The organism is Bacillus cereus group sp. BfR-BA-01310, from assembly GCF_022664325.1.
Lineage (GTDB): Bacteria > Bacillota > Bacilli > Bacillales > Bacillaceae_G > Bacillus_A > Bacillus_A paramycoides.
In genome coordinates, this window is sequence record NZ_JAKUHD010000008.1 from 52,817 (window position 1) to 68,638 (window position 15,822).

Below are 15,822 nucleotides of genomic sequence, written 5' to 3' on the forward strand. Positions count from 1 at the left end.
GATCATAAATTTGGAGGGTATAGAGATGAAAAAAATGAAATTTTTAGTACCAGCAGTAATTGGATTTACAGTGCTTGTAACGGGATGCGCGCAAGGTGAAACGAAGGCGGAGTCAAAACAAGCAACGAAGCAAGAGGCAAAGAAAGAGAAGAAAAAACAACAAGCCCAAATTACGAAACTAGAGCCATTAAACGCAATGACATTACAATTAACGTTTTCTAAACCTTTATCAGAAGAGGAAGTGAAATTAGAAAACTTAGATGCAATTAAGAAAAACTTCGTGTTTAGTAATGGCCTGGAAATTGTGAATGTACCGAGACTAAAAACAGGGGCAACGAGTACATATATCGTACCTGTAATGGTGCAAAAACCAGGTGAAAAATATACGTTAAGTTATAAGGGTGGAAAAAAGGAAAAATTTGAAGGAAGTTCGGAAAAGATTAATGTCCGCCAAGCGAAGCAAGTGACAAATGATACGTTTGAAATTGAATCATTTTTAGAAGATGGTGTGACGGATTATGCAAATGTTATTGAAGCGTATAAAGCAGGAAGAGGTAATCAAGCCTTCCAATTAGATGATGAAAATAAAGATAAAGACGGTAAAAAATATCAAATAATTTCTTCACTTCGTGATAGAAAACTAACGATTACAGCAAGTTCAGGTGAAAAAATTGAAGTTGGATATGTTCCGTTTACACAAGCGGCAGATGGTAGACAAGCACCTAAATTCCGATTACCTGCGGGTCAAACGTTGAAACCAGGAACAGAGTACACAATTACATCTGATTGGGCAACAGTTAAAAATCCGAAATTTACTGCTTCGTCTATCGCTCCGTTAGTAATTCAAAGTGCAGAAGCAATAGATAATAAATCTATTCAAGTTACATTAGACAAAGATCCGAGCATGGAACTTTTTGCTGGTAGAAAAGTAGAATTACAAAGTGAAGATGGAAATAAAGTAGAAGCGCAATACCGCTTCAGCTCTCGAAAAGGTGCAGTAGGAATCTTTGATTTACAAAACGGCGCAACTCTGCAACAGGGGATGAAGTATACAGTTGTACCAATGGGAGGCTGGGCGACTGGCGAACAAGTTACATTTGGAGGGAAATAGTTCAGATAGCGTAGGACAACTGTATAAATGATAGATTAAATCGAGTATAAAATCATGAAGATTTTATGCTCGATTTTTTTATGTGTAATGGTGTATTTTGCTTGTTATTTGAATGGAAAGGGAATAATAGGTAATTTATATTAAAATATAAAGAGAAATAAAACTTCTTTGTTTTGCTAAAACGCAGGATAGTTTGAGGGGGAGTGCTAGATTTTGGGGGATGAATTAAAGAATAATAAATCAAACAAGGCTTTAAGGATTGGAACTAATATCATAATTATTTTATTAATTATTGGTGCAATAGAAATGTTTTATGATGAAGATTATACAAATGATCATTATGGTTGGTTATTTTTGATGATATGTTGGATAGTTAGAAGCGTTTTTAGTATTACGATAAGTTTAAAGGAAGGAGATAAAAAGTCGGTATTACTGGATTTAGGTTTAGTGCTTTTTTCCTTTTATCTTATATTTGTATATAGTACGAAATATTTCTTCTGAAAATTAAGCTCATAGTCATATAGAGACTTTGAGCTTTTTGTCAGTAAATTAGTTTGTGAATTAATATGTTATTTTAGATTTCCACAATAATAACGGAACTAAAGGCGGGCATTTTCCTAGCGTAACGATTTATAAAACTCTTGAATAGTAGAAGTAAAGCGGCTGGCTTCTTCTAAAAAAGGATAATGGTTACTGTACTCAAATGGCACAAAGATAGAATCGTGTATGCTCTCATGCATCTCAAGAGAATATTGAATGGGGCACTGTACATCATGTTTTCCGCAAATAATAAGCGCCTTTGTTTGGATAGAAGAAGGTAAGTACTCTCTCAAATCAAATGAAGAATATTCTTTAGCGAAAGCGTTCATCCGGCTAGCGGACATTATTTTTTGGATGGATTTACAAAAATAAGAGTTATAGTTTTCGGGTTTGTATAAAGATAATTTTGTTCGTTTAGTAGATAATTCTTTTCTTTCTTCATTTGTAAGATGGGGGCTTTTTAAGTTCTCGATAAGCTCTTGCATATAATGAAACTGTGGGTGTGCTGGGTGATAAATACAAAATGATGTTTCGGTATAGTTACTGGCTGAAGCTCCAACGATAACTAATGATTGTAAGGAATTTGGGTATGTAATCGCGTATAGAAGTCCAAGCATACCGCCTGTTGAATGGCCAGCGAAATGCCATGTGGGAAGTTGTAAAGCTTCTCGTATCGCTTCTAAGTCATGAATTGTTTCAATCATACGTAATTCATTTTCTGACTGGGCTTTTACAGAGTTACCAGCATCACGTAAATTAATGAGGAATACACGGTGTGCAGGAGTAAAAGTTTCCGCAAAGTAATCACCGGTTTCGTTAAATTGTGAATAGTGATGTGTAATGCAAAGTGGTTCGCCGTCGCCTTTTATAAATAGTTCGAACTTTCCACGTTTCGTATTGATTATTTGTTGTTTCCACATAATATCACTACCTTTTCTCATTAGAGGTGGGATAGTCCGTTAGTAAACGAAAATATATCATCGATTTTTCATTATATTGACCGCAACTCAAAATATATCGATTTACCGACAGTAAAATAAAAGGAGGCCATTCTAAAACGAGCCTCCTTTCTGTTTAATACAAAGATTTTTTCATATTATTCCGAATAATTTCAAGGGATTTCGCTACAGTTAATGCATTTTTTTCTTCAATTTCAAGTTTCCGAGGGATAGGTTTATACATGTTGTCTGGATCTTCCCATGTGAGGGGAAGTTCAGTTTCTGCTTGTCCTTTCCAAGCATCAATCCATTCTGGAGGGAGATAACCTGAGATGTTTTGGATGTTGTTCATTTCGAGCCAAATGAGTGCCCAAGCTCTTGGTACGACGCGCCATAAGTCGTAGCCACCGCCGCCGACAGCAATCCAGCGACCGTCGCAATATTCATTAGCAATTTCGCGAGCGAGCTTCGGTATTTCACGGTAAATGTTCATCGTTGCGCAAAGGTGTGTAAGTGGATCGTAATAATGTGCATCGGCACCGTTTTGCGTTAAAATAATATCCGGTTTAAAGTATGCTGCAACTTCTTTTACAACAGTTCGATACGAGTCTAAAAACGATTCGTCTTCTGTAAAGGCATCGAGCGGAACGTTAAAAGAGTAACTATATCCATTTCCTTGTCCGCGTTCATTCACAGCACCAGTTCCAGGAAATAAATAACGCCCAGTTTCATGTAATGAAATGGTGCATACGTTAGGGTCGTCGTAAAATGACCATTGTACACCATCACCGTGATGAGCATCTGTATCAATATATAAAACGCGTAAACCGTATTTCTTCTGGATATATTTCATTGCGATAGAGCTATCGTTATAAATGCAAAAACCAGATGCTTTGCCGCGAAAGCCATGGTGTAAGCCGCCGCCTAAATTAAGTGCATGTTTCACTTTTCCGGAAAGAACAGCATCTACAGCTGTTAACGTACCGCCAACGAGTAATGCGCTTGCTTCATGCATATTTGGGAACATCGGTGTATCTTCTGTTCCGAGCCCATATGTCATAGCAATTGATTTTTCTAACTTTCCTTCTCCAGCACGTTTTACCGCATTTATGTACTCCTCTGTATGAATGAATGCAATTTCCTCATCTGTAGCCATTCTTGGTGGAATGACTTGAGAAGGGGAGATAAAACCACTTTTTTGTAATAAATCGTACGTAAGTGTGACGCGCAGTTGGTTAAAAGGATGTTCAGGGCTAAAAGAATAGCCCCGAAAGTCATCCGAATAAATGAAGGCGCTATTCATGCTTGCATCCCCATTATGTTCGGCCATAAAACGCGATAGCCCTCTGCTTCAAGTGCATCAATCACCCTTAAAGGATTCATCGTTTGAATGCGGAAAACGAGTACTTTATCATTCTCATCTTTTGCTGGATAGACGAGAACGCTCACAATATTAATTTGTAAATCGCTAAAAATAGCAACTACCTTTCCGAGAATACCAGGTTCATTCTTCACTTGAATTTCAATTTGCGAACTAGGCTGATGTGCCCCTGTTAACTTCACTAATGTGTGTAGTACTGTAGATTCGGAAATAATTCCTACTAGCTTTCCAGCCTTTGTAACAGGGAGACAGCCAATTTTATTTTCAAAAAATAAAGTAGCAATTTCCTCAACGAAATCAAGAGGATGGCAAGTCATGACAGGCTGTTTCATAATAAGTTCGAGCGGTTGTTTCAGCATATTGAGTGGAACTTGTTCATCAAGAATTGATGGACTTGCATCTCTTACATCTCGATCAGAAATAATGCCTACTACGTGATTATTTTGATCGACAATTGGAATGTGCCGAATACCTTTCGTACGTATCGTTCGGATTGCTGTTTCGATTGTATCATCTGGATGCAATGTTACTACATTTTGATTCATAATTTCTTCTACAATCATTCCAGTTGCCCCCTTTATTAATACATAAAACGATTGTGAAAACGTAGACGATCGAATGCTTGAATGGAATCCGTATCGACGCGCTTACCGACGCGAACCATTAAACAGTTAGCGGGGTGTGAACAAATTTCAGGATCGTCTGTAGCCATCCATTGTAAACCACCGGCATTCATCATTTTTTCCATTACTTTTCGGTATTCCCAAACATTTAAGCCTGTTTGTTTTAAATCCCAGTGCCAATAATATTCAGTCGTTAATATAATGTAATCTTCCATATGATCATCCATCATTGAAACTTCTAATAAGTTTTTTCCGACAGAGCACCCGCGAAAGGCTGGGACAACTTCAATTGCCCCAAGTTCAATTAAGTTTTCAATTTTTCCTTCTGACCATCGTTCGAGCGGATCAGGATATAAGTATGTAACGTATCCAATGATCGTTTGATCATGTCTAGCAATAATGAGACGAGCTTCTGGCAATTTAGAGATTTCGACAATTGCTTTATATTGCTGCTCGGCAGGACGAAACGCAACTAAGTCTGGATGGAATTCATACATTTCAAGATTATGTGTAGAGACAGGCCCTTCGATAATTAAAGTGCCCTTCGCTGTTTTTAAGTTTCTGGCATTATATATTTTTTTATGAATCAATGTATTGCTCACCACCTTGAGGGTTTGTGAATCTATTAATATCGTACTTTATAATATATGAGATGTGAATCGAATTTTGTCATTAAAAATTTGTCTAAAAATCAACAAATATACTGAAAATTTTAAATAATATCATTATAATAGATAATAGAATACATAGGAGGGGGATGTAAAGTATGAAAGTAGAAACGCTTCCTGTCATTAAAGGGGAAAATAATTTGCCGAATTATGAAGAGGCATACGCAAATTTTAACTGGGAAGAGGTTAATAAAAATTTTACTTGGAATGAAACAGGCCGAGTGAATATGGCGTATGAGGCAATTGATAAGCATGCGAAATCCGATCGAAAGAATAAAGTAGCGCTTTATTATCAAGATGGATCGCGAAAAGAGAAATATACATTTAAGGAAATGAAGGATTTTTCTAATAAAGCAGGAAATGTCCTGAAAAACTATGGCGATGTTGAGAAAGGCGATCGCGTTTTTATTTTTATGCCGCGTTCCCCAGAATTATATTTTGCACTTCTTGGTGCAGTGAAATTAGGGGCTATTGTTGGACCGCTATTTGAAGCATTTATGGAAGGTGCAGTTCGCGACCGCTTAGAAGATAGCGAAGCAAAGGTGCTAATTACAACTCCTGAATTGTTAGAGCGCGTACCATTAAATGATTTACCTGCTTTAAAAACAGTCTTCCTTGTTGGAGACAATGTAGAAGAAGGCGGTAAAACTGTAGCGTTCAATCCTTTATTTGAACAAGCTTCAAAAGAATTACATATCGAATGGTTAGGCCGTGAAGACGGTTTAATTCTTCATTACACATCTGGTTCTACTGGTAAGCCAAAAGGTGTGCTTCATGCGCAAAACGCAATGGTTCAGCACTATCAAACGGCGAAGTGGGTATTAGATTTAAAAGAAGATGACGTATATTGGTGTACAGCTGACCCGGGCTGGGTAACTGGAACAGCTTACGGTATTTTTGCACCGTGGTTAGTGGGGGCATCAAATGTTATTTTAGGTGGACGCTTTAGTCCAGAAGCGTGGTACGAAGCGTTACAAGATTACGGTGTAACAGTTTGGTATAGCGCACCAACAGCGTTCCGTATGTTAATGGGAGCTGGACAAGATGCAATTAAAAAATATGATTTATCACAAGTTCGTCACGTATTAAGTGTTGGTGAGCCGTTAAATCCAGAAGTAATTCGCTGGGGGATGAATGCATTTGGACTTCGTATTCATGATACATGGTGGATGACAGAAACAGGTGGACAAGTTATTTGTAACTACCCTTGTATGGAAATCCGTCCAGGTTCAATGGGTAAACCAATTCCAGGCGTGAAAGCAGCGATTGTTGATAATGAAGGAAATGAAGTGCCTCCATACACAATGGGTAACTTAGCAATTGCAAAAGGTTGGCCATCTATGATGCGTGCGGTTTGGAATAACCCGCAAAAATATGAGTCTTACTTCATGCCGGGAGATTGGTACGTATCAGGTGACTCTGCCTATATGGATGAAGATGGATACTTCTGGTTCCAAGGACGTATTGATGATGTCATTATGACGTCAGGAGAGCGCGTTGGTCCGTTTGAAGTAGAAAGTAAATTAATCGAGCATGCTGCTGTAGCAGAAGCTGGTGTAATCGGTATTCCTGATCCGGTTCGCGGAGAAATCATTAAAGCATTTATCGCGCTTCGTGCAGGATACGAACCATCTGAAGAATTAAAAGAAGAAATTCGTCAATTTGTAAAGAAAGGTCTAGCAGCTCATGCAGCGCCACGACAAATTGAATTTAGAGATAAGCTACCGAAAACGAGAAGTGGTAAAATTATGCGCCGCGTATTAAAAGCGTGGGAATTAAACTTACCAACAGGCGATTTATCGACGATGGAAGATTAAGAGAGAAAGGTCTGAACGATACGTTCAGACCTTTCTTTTTTATGTTATCATAAACTTATATATACGTGTTGGAAGGGGAGAAAGAAATGAAAACAGAAAAAGAAAAGATGATACAAGGGGAAATGTACATACCAGCTGATCCAGTTTTAGTACAAGACAGGGAGCAAGCTCGTATATTAACGAGAACGTTAAATGAAACATCAGAAGTAAAAGTAGAAGAACGTAGTGCAATCGTAAAAGAATTATTCGGAACGACAGGAGATAATATTCACATCGAGTCTTCTTTTAAATGTGATTACGGCTATAACATTCATGTTGGCGAAAATTTTTACGCAAACTTTGAATGTACGATTTTAGACGTATGCCCAGTTACAATTGGAGTGAACTGTATGTTAGCCCCAGGTGTTCACATTTATACAGCGACACACCCGCTTGATCCAGGAGAACGCATAAGCGGATCAGAATACGGAAAGCCAGTTACAATTGGTGATAACGTATGGATTGGCGGAAGAGCGATTATTAATCCAGGTGTAACAATTGGGGACAATGCGGTTATCGCATCTGGCGCCGTTGTAACGAAAGATGTGCCGGATAATGTAGTAGTTGGCGGGAATCCTGCAAAGATTATTAAAAAAATAAAATAATATTTGAACGAAGCGTCTTCCTCGTCTGTATACATTTATGAAAGAATAGATAGGGGAGGCGTCTTTTATGCTAATGGGGTTTATTATTTCAGGTGTTGTAATAGTTGTAATGATGGGTGTTATCCTTGGGATTTTAATACCTTTTGATAGAAAATATATTGTACGGAAAAAAGGAAATAAAATTGATTTTACAAAAACAAAAGTGTATTTTCGCTGGAATGTATTTGATACTATTTCTGTCTGTCTTGCAGTGTATGCATGCATATGTGTGCAAGCGTTAAATATTTTAATTTTAAGTGGATTTACAGTTCAAAACCCGTATGTTCAATTTCTTGCGAATCAATCACAAGTATGGATTATTGTCGCAAGTGCATATTTAATTTCCCGCATTTCATTAACGTTAAAAGGAATAAAGGAGATCAAAAATCATGGCGCAGATTGGGATTGAGGAGGAGCTCATGCTTGCGTATCAAAGTGGAGATAAGCAGGCTGGGGAAAAACTATACGTTTTAATCAAACCAGCGCTATATACATTTTTGTATCGTTTTAACCGAGATGAACAATTAAGTATCGACCTTGTGCAAGATACGTTTTTGACGTTAGAACGCAAGAAACATATGTATGAAATCAAAAAAGGAAAAATTAAAACGTATTTATTTCAAATCGGTTATCGTCTTATGATTAATAAATTAAATAGAAGAAAAAAGTGGCGTACGCTCTTGCCGTTTTTAGTACCAGTTCAGGAGATAGAGTTTTCACAAGAAGACCGTCTTACAGTAAGAGAAGCAATTTTGAAAGTTCCTGAAGAGCAGAGGGCTGTCCTTATTCTTTCTTATTATCATGATATGCAGCAAAAAGAGATTGCAGAGATATTAAACATTCCTATTGGAACAGTGAAATCGAGGCTCCATAACGGAATAAAGAAATTGAAACAATTGCTGGAGGTGGATGAAATTGAGCGAAAATCCCTTTAAAAGTGAATATAAATTACAGCAGCATTTAGAAAGCGACCATGTAGAAGTGCCAGATTTTCCGAAAGAGGTAAATCGTTTGGATCGATTACTTGGATTTCTGGCTTCTCCGGCGAAAGATCCTGTGGAAGCTACGATTGGAAATGATTTATCGGTTGTGTTTCATGTATCGTTATTAGTTGGGGTTCCAGTTATTTCTTTGATTACGATATTCCTTGCGACGTTGTAAAGGAGTGGTAAGGAGAGAAACCCCACCTCTATTTGACACGCCTATATAAATGATGGTATAAAGAAAAGTATATGAATAATTGAGCGTGGAAAGGGAGAAGTAGTGATCATTTCCCTGTTTTAGAGAGCTGATGGTCGGTGGAAATCAGCACATAGATGATCGCGAATTACGCCCCTAGAGCATCTTTTTTCGATTGAATTATATTCAAAAGGGAAAAGACGGTGCTAAGCCGTTATGTAAATAAGGTGGTAGGCCTTTTTGGTCTGCAACTAGGGTGGTAACGCGATAATCAAAATCGTCCCTTATTTGAAGGGGCGATTTTTTTATGTTTTCAACATTCACGCTAGACTTAACTTAAAGGAGAGTATGTAGGATATGGGTATTTTACAAGATCTTGAATTTCGCGGTCTAATTAATCAGCAAACAGATGCTGAAGGCCTTGAGCAATTATTAGAAAAAGAAAGCGTTAAATTATACTGTGGTTTCGATCCGACAGCGGATAGCTTACACATCGGTCATATGTTACCAGTATTAATGTTACGTCGTTTCCAATTAGCTGGTCACCAACCAATCGCACTTGTTGGCGGTGGTACTGGTATGATCGGTGACCCAAGTGGTAAAAAAGCAGAGCGTACATTAAATACGAAAGATACAGTTGCTTACTACACAGAAAGCATTAAAAACCAGCTTTCAAACTTCTTAGAGTTTGAAAATGTGGACAACCCAGCAACGATGGCTAACAACTATGACTGGCTTGGTAACTTAGATGTAATTACATTCTTACGCGATATCGGTAAAAACTTCGGTTTAAACTATATGTTAGCAAAAGATACAGTAGCATCTCGTTTAGAAACTGGTATTTCATTCACTGAGTTTAGTTACATGATTTTACAATCATATGACTTCTTAAACTTATACCAACAGCACAATTGCCGTCTTCAAATCGGTGGTAGTGACCAATGGGGTAACATTACAGCTGGTCTTGAATTAATCCGTAAATCAGAAGAAGATGCAAAAGCATTCGGTTTAACAATTCCACTAGTTACAAAATCTGACGGTACGAAGTTTGGTAAAACAGAAGGCGGCGCAATTTGGTTAGACCCAGAGAAAACGACTCCTTATGAGTTCTACCAATTCTGGATTAACACAGATGACCGTGATGTAGTTAAATACTTAAAATACTTCACATTCTTATCTCATGAAGAAATTACTGAGCTTGAGAAGCAAGTAGCTGAAGCGCCAGAAAAACGTGCAGCACAAAAAGCATTAGGTTCTGAAATGACAAAACTTGTTCACGGTGAAGAAGCATTAGAGCAAGCAATTAAAATTTCAGCTGCATTATTCAGCGGTTCTGTAGCAGAACTTACTGCAAGTGAAATCGAACAAGGATTCAAAGATGTACCATCTGTAGAACGTACTGCAGAAGATACAGTATTAATCGACTTACTTGTAGAAAGCAAAATCTCTCCATCTAAACGTCAAGCACGTGAAGATGTAACAAATGGTGCAATCTACGTAAACGGTGAGCGTACACAAGCATTAGACTACGTTGTAACAGAAAACGACCGCATCGAAGGTAAATTCACAATCATTCGCCGCGGTAAGAAGAAATATTTCTTAATTCGTTACTAATCAGAAAAGAATTTAAAACAAATAGTACCCCGAATTGTAGGCTGAAAAATCTATGATTCGGGGTTTTTTATGTATGAATTTAGATTGCCTCAGTATTTCTTTTAAATAGAATATGAAAAATTAATACTAGCATATAAAGTAAGCTAATTAGCATAACGACAAATGCTGTGGGATAAAATTTTGCCGCATATATAAAGAAATCGATTTGATAAATATCTTCATAACTTGAAACGGGCCCTTTAAAATAATTCGTAAACTTCGCGCTATATTTCCATTCATCAGGGCTGTCTATTAAATTACTCCCTTGATACCAACTAATAAATGCTGAAGTAATAAACAGCATAAACGAACTGCCTAATTGAACCATTTGATTTATTGTCAAAATGAACCCCCTCCTATTTTCTGGTTATTATAACTTGATAATTTGCTTTAATAAACTACTCAGGAGATAGAGTGCAGTTGGCAGTCCTTTAAATTTTTTTGTTTTAATCTCCTTTTCGAGTTCATACGGAAATCACATGTAAGCGGTATGATAATCGTATAACAACTAGAAAGGAGTGGTAAAACGAAATGTCACTAGAAGCGCTTATTATTTTTTCTTTGCTAAATGCGGGTCAGCTTGCAGAGAACACGAAGGTTGATATACATAAAGAGCAGAAAGATGCTTATGTATATGTTCAAAAAGAGGAAAATAAATAATTTTATTTTATATATAAAAAATGAAGGCTGTTTGAAGTAACTGTTTAGTTGCTTTAGATGGCCTTTTTTATTTAGAAGGAATAAAAAGGCTAGGGATATCGTCGACCAGTCAAAGCGGAAATGTTGTTTTTCTACTTTTTGGATTTCTTCATCTGTAATTGGTGTTTTACTCATAAAGGACCATGTAATATTCTTCATTTTAATACTCCATATTAAAGGAGGGCTGTTTTCAATGCTTCTTCAAGCATTGTATTGAAATCATTATATGTGTTCATCACTGTTCCAGATGGTTTATCAAGTTCTAAATAAGTACTGTCAGATAAGTTTTTACAAAACCACGCAATATTTGAATCTCCAAAGAAAAGATACTCTTTTTGAAATTCATTTTCATACCAAATCTCATTCGTGTCTATAAATCCACAAATCGGTTCGTTTCTTTCTGTTTCTAGTAAAGAAGGGTCAACTCCATAAATAACTAGTCCACCAAAATCTAAACCGTTTACATTTTTAAGAAACTCCTCAAATTCAATCGGTAAATCAACATTAAATTTCTCTTTCACGTGCTCTCTTAATCTATGAACTTCAGTATCCTTTGCTGGTGTGTTCAAATTAAAGTTAACACTTTTTAGTATATCTCCAATTTCTAAAACTAGATTTTTCCACATATAAAAACCTCTTTCTAAGTGTATTTATTCTCCTTTAGGGTAGATATTATATTTGGGTATAGGCCAGCTTATGTCTGCACTATCTCCATCTTGTAAGTGTCTAGTTAATGTACGTTGTGTATTAGTTATAGCTTTATGATATGGATGATTTTGTATTAAAGTTAAATTTTCAAATGCGTTTGTTCCTCCGTCGTCTAAAGGAAGATTATGATGTACTTGCCACCCTACTGGAGGTCTTCCTTGTTTCATTAATTCTATATTACCATCTGTTATTCCCGCTTTCTTAAGTTCAGCAAGCTTAACAGGGTCATTTACTAAGGATTTAAGAAATATGTATTGGATGTAGAAGGAGCCGGCGATATTAGATAATTCACCAAATAAAAAAGTGAACGATTATGAAAAATATTCGTTCACTTTTATTTTACTCTTTATAAATATAGTTCATAATTTCCATCAGTACTATCAGGCTTTCTAAATATTTCCTCGAATGGACCGACATTTTTTGAAAAACCATTTTTTAATGCAAAGTGGTAACCTTCTTCGGTTATAACTTCTTGTAATACTAATCGTTCGAATCCTTTTTCTTTAGCGAACGTTTTAAACCAGTCAATAACAATACTGCCCTTACCTTGATTACTGGGAGAAATACTTATAGTAGTAATTGCTAAGTGTGGATCAGGGTAAAATTCACTTCTAAGATTAATTGTGACCAAAGATTCTTTAGAAGAAATAATTAAAGCATATTTAGAAAAATTTTCAATGAATTCTATTTCATCTTGCACTAATTCTTCTAATAACAATTTTAATTTTTGAAAGTCTTGTACATGAAGAGGAATCTTGGTGAATTTTTCTTTCAAAACAAGTAACTCCTTTTATCATCTATTTTGTGTACTTATCCATTTCTATACACACGCCAGCCTTTTTTATTGTGGCCCCAAACTGGCCCCAATTACATTCTTTTTTATGCCTTATCTTGCATTATTAAATAAAATAAAAAAAGCCCAGGCCCCTTGATAAACAAGGTTCCTAAGGCTTTTAATACGACTCTTTTCAGAGTACCGAGATTAACGAGAGTAGAACTCTACGATTAATGCTTCGTTGATTTCAGCTGCTAACTCAGAACGCTCAGCGTGACGAGTGTAAGTAGCTTCTAACTTATCAGCATCGAAAGTTAAGTATTCTGGTACGAAGTTGTTAACTTCGATCGCTTCTTTAACAACAACAAGGCTGTTAGATTTTTCGCGAACGCTGATAGTTTGACCAGGTTTAACGCGGTAAGATGGGATATCTACGCGAGCGCCATCTACCATGATGTGGCCGTGGTTTACTAATTGGCGAGCTGCGCGACGAGTGCGAGCTAAGCCCATGCGGTAAACTAGGTTGTCAAGACGAGCTTCAAGAAGGATCATGAAGTTTTCGCCGTGCTTACCAGGCATTTTACCTGCTTGGTCAAATGTGCGACGGAATTGACGCTCAGTCATGCCGTACATGTGACGAAGTTTTTGTTTCTCTTGTAATTGTAAACCGTATTCTGAAAGTTTCTTACGTTGGTTAGGACCGTGAGGACCTGGTGCGTAAGGGCGTTTTTCTAATTCTTTTCCTGTGCCGCTTAGAGAGATTCCAAGACGACGAGACAGTTTCCAAGCTGGACCTGTATAACGAGCCATAGTTGACTCCTCCTTCAAAAATGTTTTTATTTTCGTAAAATAAAAACAGACGTAATCGATATTTACGGGTATTTTGTTTTCATGTACCTTCGCTCCAGCAGCAGGGAGTTACGAGATACACCTCCGCAGAGGAACAAAATACAAACGATAAACTCACATTACAAGGCTGCCTTTTTATTTTACACAAACGCTATTATATCTTTTACCTACAATTTCGTCAAGCGAGTATCTTTTTGTTTTATGCAGATAAATTTTGGAAATTAACAAGAAGGAATTTAAAACAATATAAAAGAAGAGATAGAAACACAAGTGAAACGCTTACATAAAATGTAGTAAAAACGTTCATCAGTTTTTTACTTGTGGATAAGTGGCAATAAAAACATAAGGGGGATGTTTTTATGAAAAAGAAACATATGGAGACAGCATTAATTCATCACGGTTATGAATCAAACGAACATAAAGGGAGTTTAACACCACCTTTATTTCAAACTTCTACATTTACGTTTGAGACAGCACAGCAAGGAGAAGCGAGTTTTGCTGGAGAAGATCCATCTTATATTTATTCAAGGCTTGGAAATCCAACTGTGAATTTATTTGAAGAACGTATGGCTGTTTTAGAAGGTGGAGAGGAAGCGCTGGCGTTCGGTTCAGGTATGGCAGCAATTTCAGCAACGTTAATTGGCTTTCTAAAGGCTGGAGATCATATTATTTGTTCAAATGGATTATATGGATGTACTTACGGTTTTTTAGAAGTGTTAGAAGAAAAATTTATGATTACTCATTCGTTTTGTGATATGGAAATAGAGGAGGATTTGGAAGGGAAGGTTCGTCCAAATACAAAGCTCATTTTTGTTGAAACACCGATTAATCCAACGATGAAATTAATCGATTTAGAGAAGGTGATACAAGTAGCAAAGCGAAATGGTTTACTTGTTATTGTCGATAATACATTTTGTTCACCTTATTTACAAAGGCCTCTTGAGCTCGGATGTGACGCTGTCGTTCATAGTGCGACAAAATATATTGGGGGTCACGGGGATGTTGTAGCGGGTGTAACAATTTGTAAAACGAAAGCGTTAGCGGAAAAAATCCGTCCGATGCGAAAAGATATTGGCGGTATTATGGCGCCGTTTGATGCGTGGTTATTATTACGCGGGTTAAAGACATTAGCGGTAAGAATGGATCGTCATTGTGATAATGCGGAAAAAATTGTAGCGTTTTTGAAAAATCATGAAGCGGTTGAAGGTGTTTGGTATCCGGAGGGAGAGTTAGCATCTCGGCAAATGAAACGAGGCGGGGGCGTTATTTCTTTTTCTGTAAAAGGCGGAAAAGAGGAAGCGCAGTCGTTTATTAATGACCTCCATTTTATTACGATTGCGGTAAGTTTAGGTGATACAGAAACGTTAATTCAGCATCCGGCGACGATGACGCACGCGGCTATTCCAGCTGAGCTCCGGAAGGAAATGGGTATTTTTGATAATTTAATACGCCTATCTGTCGGTTTAGAATCATGGGAAGATATCATTTCTGATTTAGAGCAGGCGCTTAAAAAGATATCCACTGTTAGCAATCAATAAAGTGAAACTTTAATCAGTGGGGGTTTTGTCCATCCCCCACTGATTATTAGCCCTCACCAATCGGGCTTTTGCGGGATAAAAAAGAGTGAGCTCTCGGTTTCGTACATTACGTACGTAATTGATAACTCACTCTTTTCTTTTTTACATATGTTTTAGGAGTGTTTCCACAAACTTTTCTAAATAGTGCTGATCTACTTCATCGAAACGATTTTTTTCAGGACTATCAATATCAAGTACACCAATGACAGTTCCTTCTTTCATAATCGGTACAACGATTTCCGAATTAGAGGCACTATCGCAAGCGATATGTCCTGGGAATTGGTGAACGTCTGCTACAAGTTGCGTTGTTTTTGTTTCAGCTGCCGCGCCGCAAACACCGCGTCCGAAAGGAATACGTACGCAAGCGGGCATTCCTTGGAATGGTCCAAGAACAAGCTGATTTCCTTCTGTTACATAAAAGCCAACCCAATTAACGCGATCTAAAAATTGATTTAATAGTGCGGACGCATTTGATAAGTTTGCGACTACGTTCGGTTCGCCAGTTAATAATGCATCCAGTTGTTTAATTACTGTCTCATATTGCTGCTCACGAGATCCTGCATAACTTTCTTTTGTAAACATGGAAACAACTCCCTTTTTATCGAGATATGTAAAATGCTA

19 protein-coding genes, 1 pseudogene and 1 other annotated feature are annotated in these 15,822 nt (G+C 37.2%); of the genes and pseudogenes, 10 read left to right on the forward strand and 10 right to left on the reverse strand.

Translation table 11 applies throughout. From position 1 onward, the window contains the following. Window positions 1-25: 25 nt before the first annotated feature. Both MR109_RS17115 and MR109_RS17120 read left to right on the forward strand, forming a co-directional pair. A complete protein-coding gene (locus tag MR109_RS17115) occupies window positions 26-1,111 on the forward strand; it encodes a hypothetical protein (RefSeq protein WP_242273236.1) in 1,086 nt (361 codons plus the stop codon). A 213-nt stretch (window positions 1,112-1,324) separates the two neighbouring features. Next, window positions 1,325-1,612, forward strand: a complete 288-nt coding sequence (locus tag MR109_RS17120; protein WP_242273237.1) for a hypothetical protein — start codon at window positions 1,325-1,327, stop codon at window positions 1,610-1,612. Window positions 1,613-1,728: 116 nt separating this feature from the next. Here MR109_RS17120 and MR109_RS17125 read toward each other — a convergent pair whose 3' ends face one another. The 4 genes from MR109_RS17125 to acuA all read right to left on the reverse strand — a co-directional run bounded on the left by MR109_RS17125 (window position 1,729) and on the right by acuA (window position 5,183). Further along, window positions 1,729-2,592, reverse strand: a complete 864-nt coding sequence (locus MR109_RS17125) for an alpha/beta fold hydrolase (RefSeq protein WP_242273238.1) — start codon at window positions 2,590-2,592, stop codon at window positions 1,729-1,731. 133 nt (window positions 2,593-2,725) lie between these two features. Continuing rightward, window positions 2,726-3,892 (reverse strand): acetoin utilization protein AcuC, encoded by a 1,167-nt coding sequence (gene acuC, locus MR109_RS17130; RefSeq protein ID WP_082147851.1) that lies wholly within the window; start codon window positions 3,890-3,892, stop codon window positions 2,726-2,728. Further along, window positions 3,889-4,533, reverse strand: a complete 645-nt coding sequence (locus tag MR109_RS17135) for an acetoin utilization AcuB family protein (RefSeq protein WP_242273240.1) — start codon at window positions 4,531-4,533, stop codon at window positions 3,889-3,891. The genes acuC and MR109_RS17135 overlap by 4 nt, the downstream gene beginning before the upstream one ends. A 17-nt stretch (window positions 4,534-4,550) precedes the next feature. Continuing rightward, on the reverse strand, window positions 4,551-5,183 hold the full coding sequence (gene acuA, locus MR109_RS17140; RefSeq protein ID WP_242273241.1) for an acetoin utilization protein acetyltransferase AcuA: 633 nt from the start codon (window positions 5,181-5,183) through the stop codon (window positions 4,551-4,553). 176 nt (window positions 5,184-5,359) lie between these two features. Here acuA and acsA point away from each other — a divergent pair, with 176 nt between their 5' ends. The 6 genes from acsA to tyrS all read left to right on the forward strand — a co-directional run bounded on the left by acsA (window position 5,360) and on the right by tyrS (window position 10,554). Continuing rightward, on the forward strand, window positions 5,360-7,078 hold the full coding sequence (gene acsA / locus MR109_RS17145) for an acetate--CoA ligase (RefSeq protein WP_048372126.1): 1,719 nt from the start codon (window positions 5,360-5,362) through the stop codon (window positions 7,076-7,078). Between the two features lie 86 nt (window positions 7,079-7,164). Continuing rightward, complete coding sequence (locus MR109_RS17150) at window positions 7,165-7,722, forward strand: maltose acetyltransferase domain-containing protein (protein ID WP_242273243.1); 558 nt, start codon at window positions 7,165-7,167, stop codon at window positions 7,720-7,722. Window positions 7,723-7,789: 67 nt separating this feature from the next. After that, on the forward strand, window positions 7,790-8,170 hold the full coding sequence (locus tag MR109_RS17155; protein WP_025147617.1) for a hypothetical protein: 381 nt from the start codon (window positions 7,790-7,792) through the stop codon (window positions 8,168-8,170). Then, entirely contained in the window at window positions 8,151-8,696 is a 546-nt protein-coding gene (locus MR109_RS17160) for an RNA polymerase sigma factor (RefSeq protein ID WP_048372131.1), read from the forward strand. The genes MR109_RS17155 and MR109_RS17160 overlap by 20 nt, the downstream gene beginning before the upstream one ends. Then, a complete protein-coding gene (locus tag MR109_RS17165) occupies window positions 8,677-8,922 on the forward strand; it encodes a hypothetical protein (RefSeq protein WP_242273244.1) in 246 nt (81 codons plus the stop codon). Before MR109_RS17160 ends, MR109_RS17165 begins: the two co-directional genes overlap by 20 nt. A gap of 77 nt (window positions 8,923-8,999) precedes the next feature. Beyond that, window positions 9,000-9,228: a binding site (T-box leader), on the forward strand. 69 nt (window positions 9,229-9,297) lie between these two features. Further along, a complete protein-coding gene (gene tyrS / locus MR109_RS17170) occupies window positions 9,298-10,554 on the forward strand; it encodes a tyrosine--tRNA ligase (RefSeq protein WP_071718427.1) in 1,257 nt (418 codons plus the stop codon). Between the two features lie 79 nt (window positions 10,555-10,633). Here the strand turns inward: tyrS and MR109_RS17175 are convergent, their stop codons facing one another. Then, window positions 10,634-10,936 (reverse strand): YjdJ family protein, encoded by a 303-nt coding sequence (locus tag MR109_RS17175; RefSeq protein WP_071718428.1) that lies wholly within the window; start codon window positions 10,934-10,936, stop codon window positions 10,634-10,636. Between the two features lie 188 nt (window positions 10,937-11,124). Between MR109_RS17175 and MR109_RS17180 the strand changes: the two genes are divergently transcribed. Further along, window positions 11,125-11,253 carry a hypothetical protein gene (locus MR109_RS17180; RefSeq protein WP_002112286.1) on the forward strand — a complete coding sequence of 43 codons (129 nt, stop codon included), beginning with the start codon at window positions 11,125-11,127 and terminating at the stop codon, window positions 11,251-11,253. 126 nt (window positions 11,254-11,379) lie between these two features. On the opposite strand, the pseudogene MR109_RS30415 reads toward MR109_RS17180, so the two are convergent. The 4 genes and pseudogenes from MR109_RS30415 to rpsD all read right to left on the reverse strand — a co-directional run. Further along, a pseudogene (locus MR109_RS30415) lies at window positions 11,380-11,451 on the reverse strand (SMI1/KNR4 family protein); the annotation flags it as partial. A gap of 14 nt (window positions 11,452-11,465) precedes the next feature. Next, window positions 11,466-11,918: a YrhA family protein gene (locus MR109_RS17185; RefSeq protein WP_048372138.1), complete on the reverse strand. Its 453-nt coding sequence runs from the start codon at window positions 11,916-11,918 to the stop codon at window positions 11,466-11,468. Window positions 11,919-12,346: 428 nt separating this feature from the next. After that, window positions 12,347-12,775, reverse strand: a complete 429-nt coding sequence (locus tag MR109_RS17190) for a GNAT family N-acetyltransferase (protein ID WP_242273246.1) — start codon at window positions 12,773-12,775, stop codon at window positions 12,347-12,349. Between the two features lie 207 nt (window positions 12,776-12,982). Next, a complete protein-coding gene (gene rpsD, locus MR109_RS17195) occupies window positions 12,983-13,585 on the reverse strand; it encodes a 30S ribosomal protein S4 (protein ID WP_000135316.1) in 603 nt (200 codons plus the stop codon). 398 nt (window positions 13,586-13,983) lie between these two features. Here rpsD and megL point away from each other — a divergent pair, with 398 nt between their 5' ends. After that, on the forward strand, window positions 13,984-15,162 hold the full coding sequence (gene megL, locus MR109_RS17200; RefSeq protein WP_002173778.1) for a methionine gamma-lyase: 1,179 nt from the start codon (window positions 13,984-13,986) through the stop codon (window positions 15,160-15,162). Window positions 15,163-15,303: 141 nt separating this feature from the next. Here the strand turns inward: megL and MR109_RS17205 are convergent, their stop codons facing one another. Next, the gene (locus MR109_RS17205) at window positions 15,304-15,783 is read right to left on the reverse strand and encodes a GAF domain-containing protein (protein WP_002173777.1); all 480 of its coding nucleotides are present in this window, start codon (window positions 15,781-15,783) and stop codon (window positions 15,304-15,306) included. Between the last annotated feature and the right edge of the window lie 39 nt (window positions 15,784-15,822).

What these genes read in the sequence shown, in the direction of transcription:
- MR109_RS17150 (WP_242273243.1), top strand. Translation starts at nt 7,165, where the DNA reads ATGAAAACAGAAAAAGAAAAGATGATACAAGGGGAAATGTACATACCA.
- MR109_RS17160 (WP_048372131.1), top strand. Translation starts at nt 8,151, where the DNA reads ATGGCGCAGATTGGGATTGAGGAGGAGCTCATGCTTGCGTATCAAAGT.
- rpsD (WP_000135316.1), bottom strand. Translation starts at nt 13,585, where the DNA reads ATGGCTCGTTATACAGGTCCAGCTTGGAAACTGTCTCGTCGTCTTGGA.
- MR109_RS17125 (WP_242273238.1), bottom strand. Translation starts at nt 2,592, where the DNA reads ATGAGAAAAGGTAGTGATATTATGTGGAAACAACAAATAATCAATACG.
- MR109_RS17115 (WP_242273236.1), top strand. Translation starts at nt 26, where the DNA reads ATGAAAAAAATGAAATTTTTAGTACCAGCAGTAATTGGATTTACAGTG.
- MR109_RS17205 (WP_002173777.1), bottom strand. Translation starts at nt 15,783, where the DNA reads ATGTTTACAAAAGAAAGTTATGCAGGATCTCGTGAGCAGCAATATGAG.
- tyrS (WP_071718427.1), top strand. Translation starts at nt 9,298, where the DNA reads ATGGGTATTTTACAAGATCTTGAATTTCGCGGTCTAATTAATCAGCAA.
- MR109_RS17135 (WP_242273240.1), bottom strand. Translation starts at nt 4,533, where the DNA reads ATGATTGTAGAAGAAATTATGAATCAAAATGTAGTAACATTGCATCCA.
- MR109_RS17155 (WP_025147617.1), top strand. Translation starts at nt 7,790, where the DNA reads ATGCTAATGGGGTTTATTATTTCAGGTGTTGTAATAGTTGTAATGATG.
- acuC (WP_082147851.1), bottom strand. Translation starts at nt 3,892, where the DNA reads ATGAATAGCGCCTTCATTTATTCGGATGACTTTCGGGGCTATTCTTTT.
- megL (WP_002173778.1), top strand. Translation starts at nt 13,984, where the DNA reads ATGAAAAAGAAACATATGGAGACAGCATTAATTCATCACGGTTATGAA.
- MR109_RS17180 (WP_002112286.1), top strand. Translation starts at nt 11,125, where the DNA reads ATGTCACTAGAAGCGCTTATTATTTTTTCTTTGCTAAATGCGGGTCAG.
- acsA (WP_048372126.1), top strand. Translation starts at nt 5,360, where the DNA reads ATGAAAGTAGAAACGCTTCCTGTCATTAAAGGGGAAAATAATTTGCCG.
- MR109_RS17185 (WP_048372138.1), bottom strand. Translation starts at nt 11,918, where the DNA reads ATGTGGAAAAATCTAGTTTTAGAAATTGGAGATATACTAAAAAGTGTT.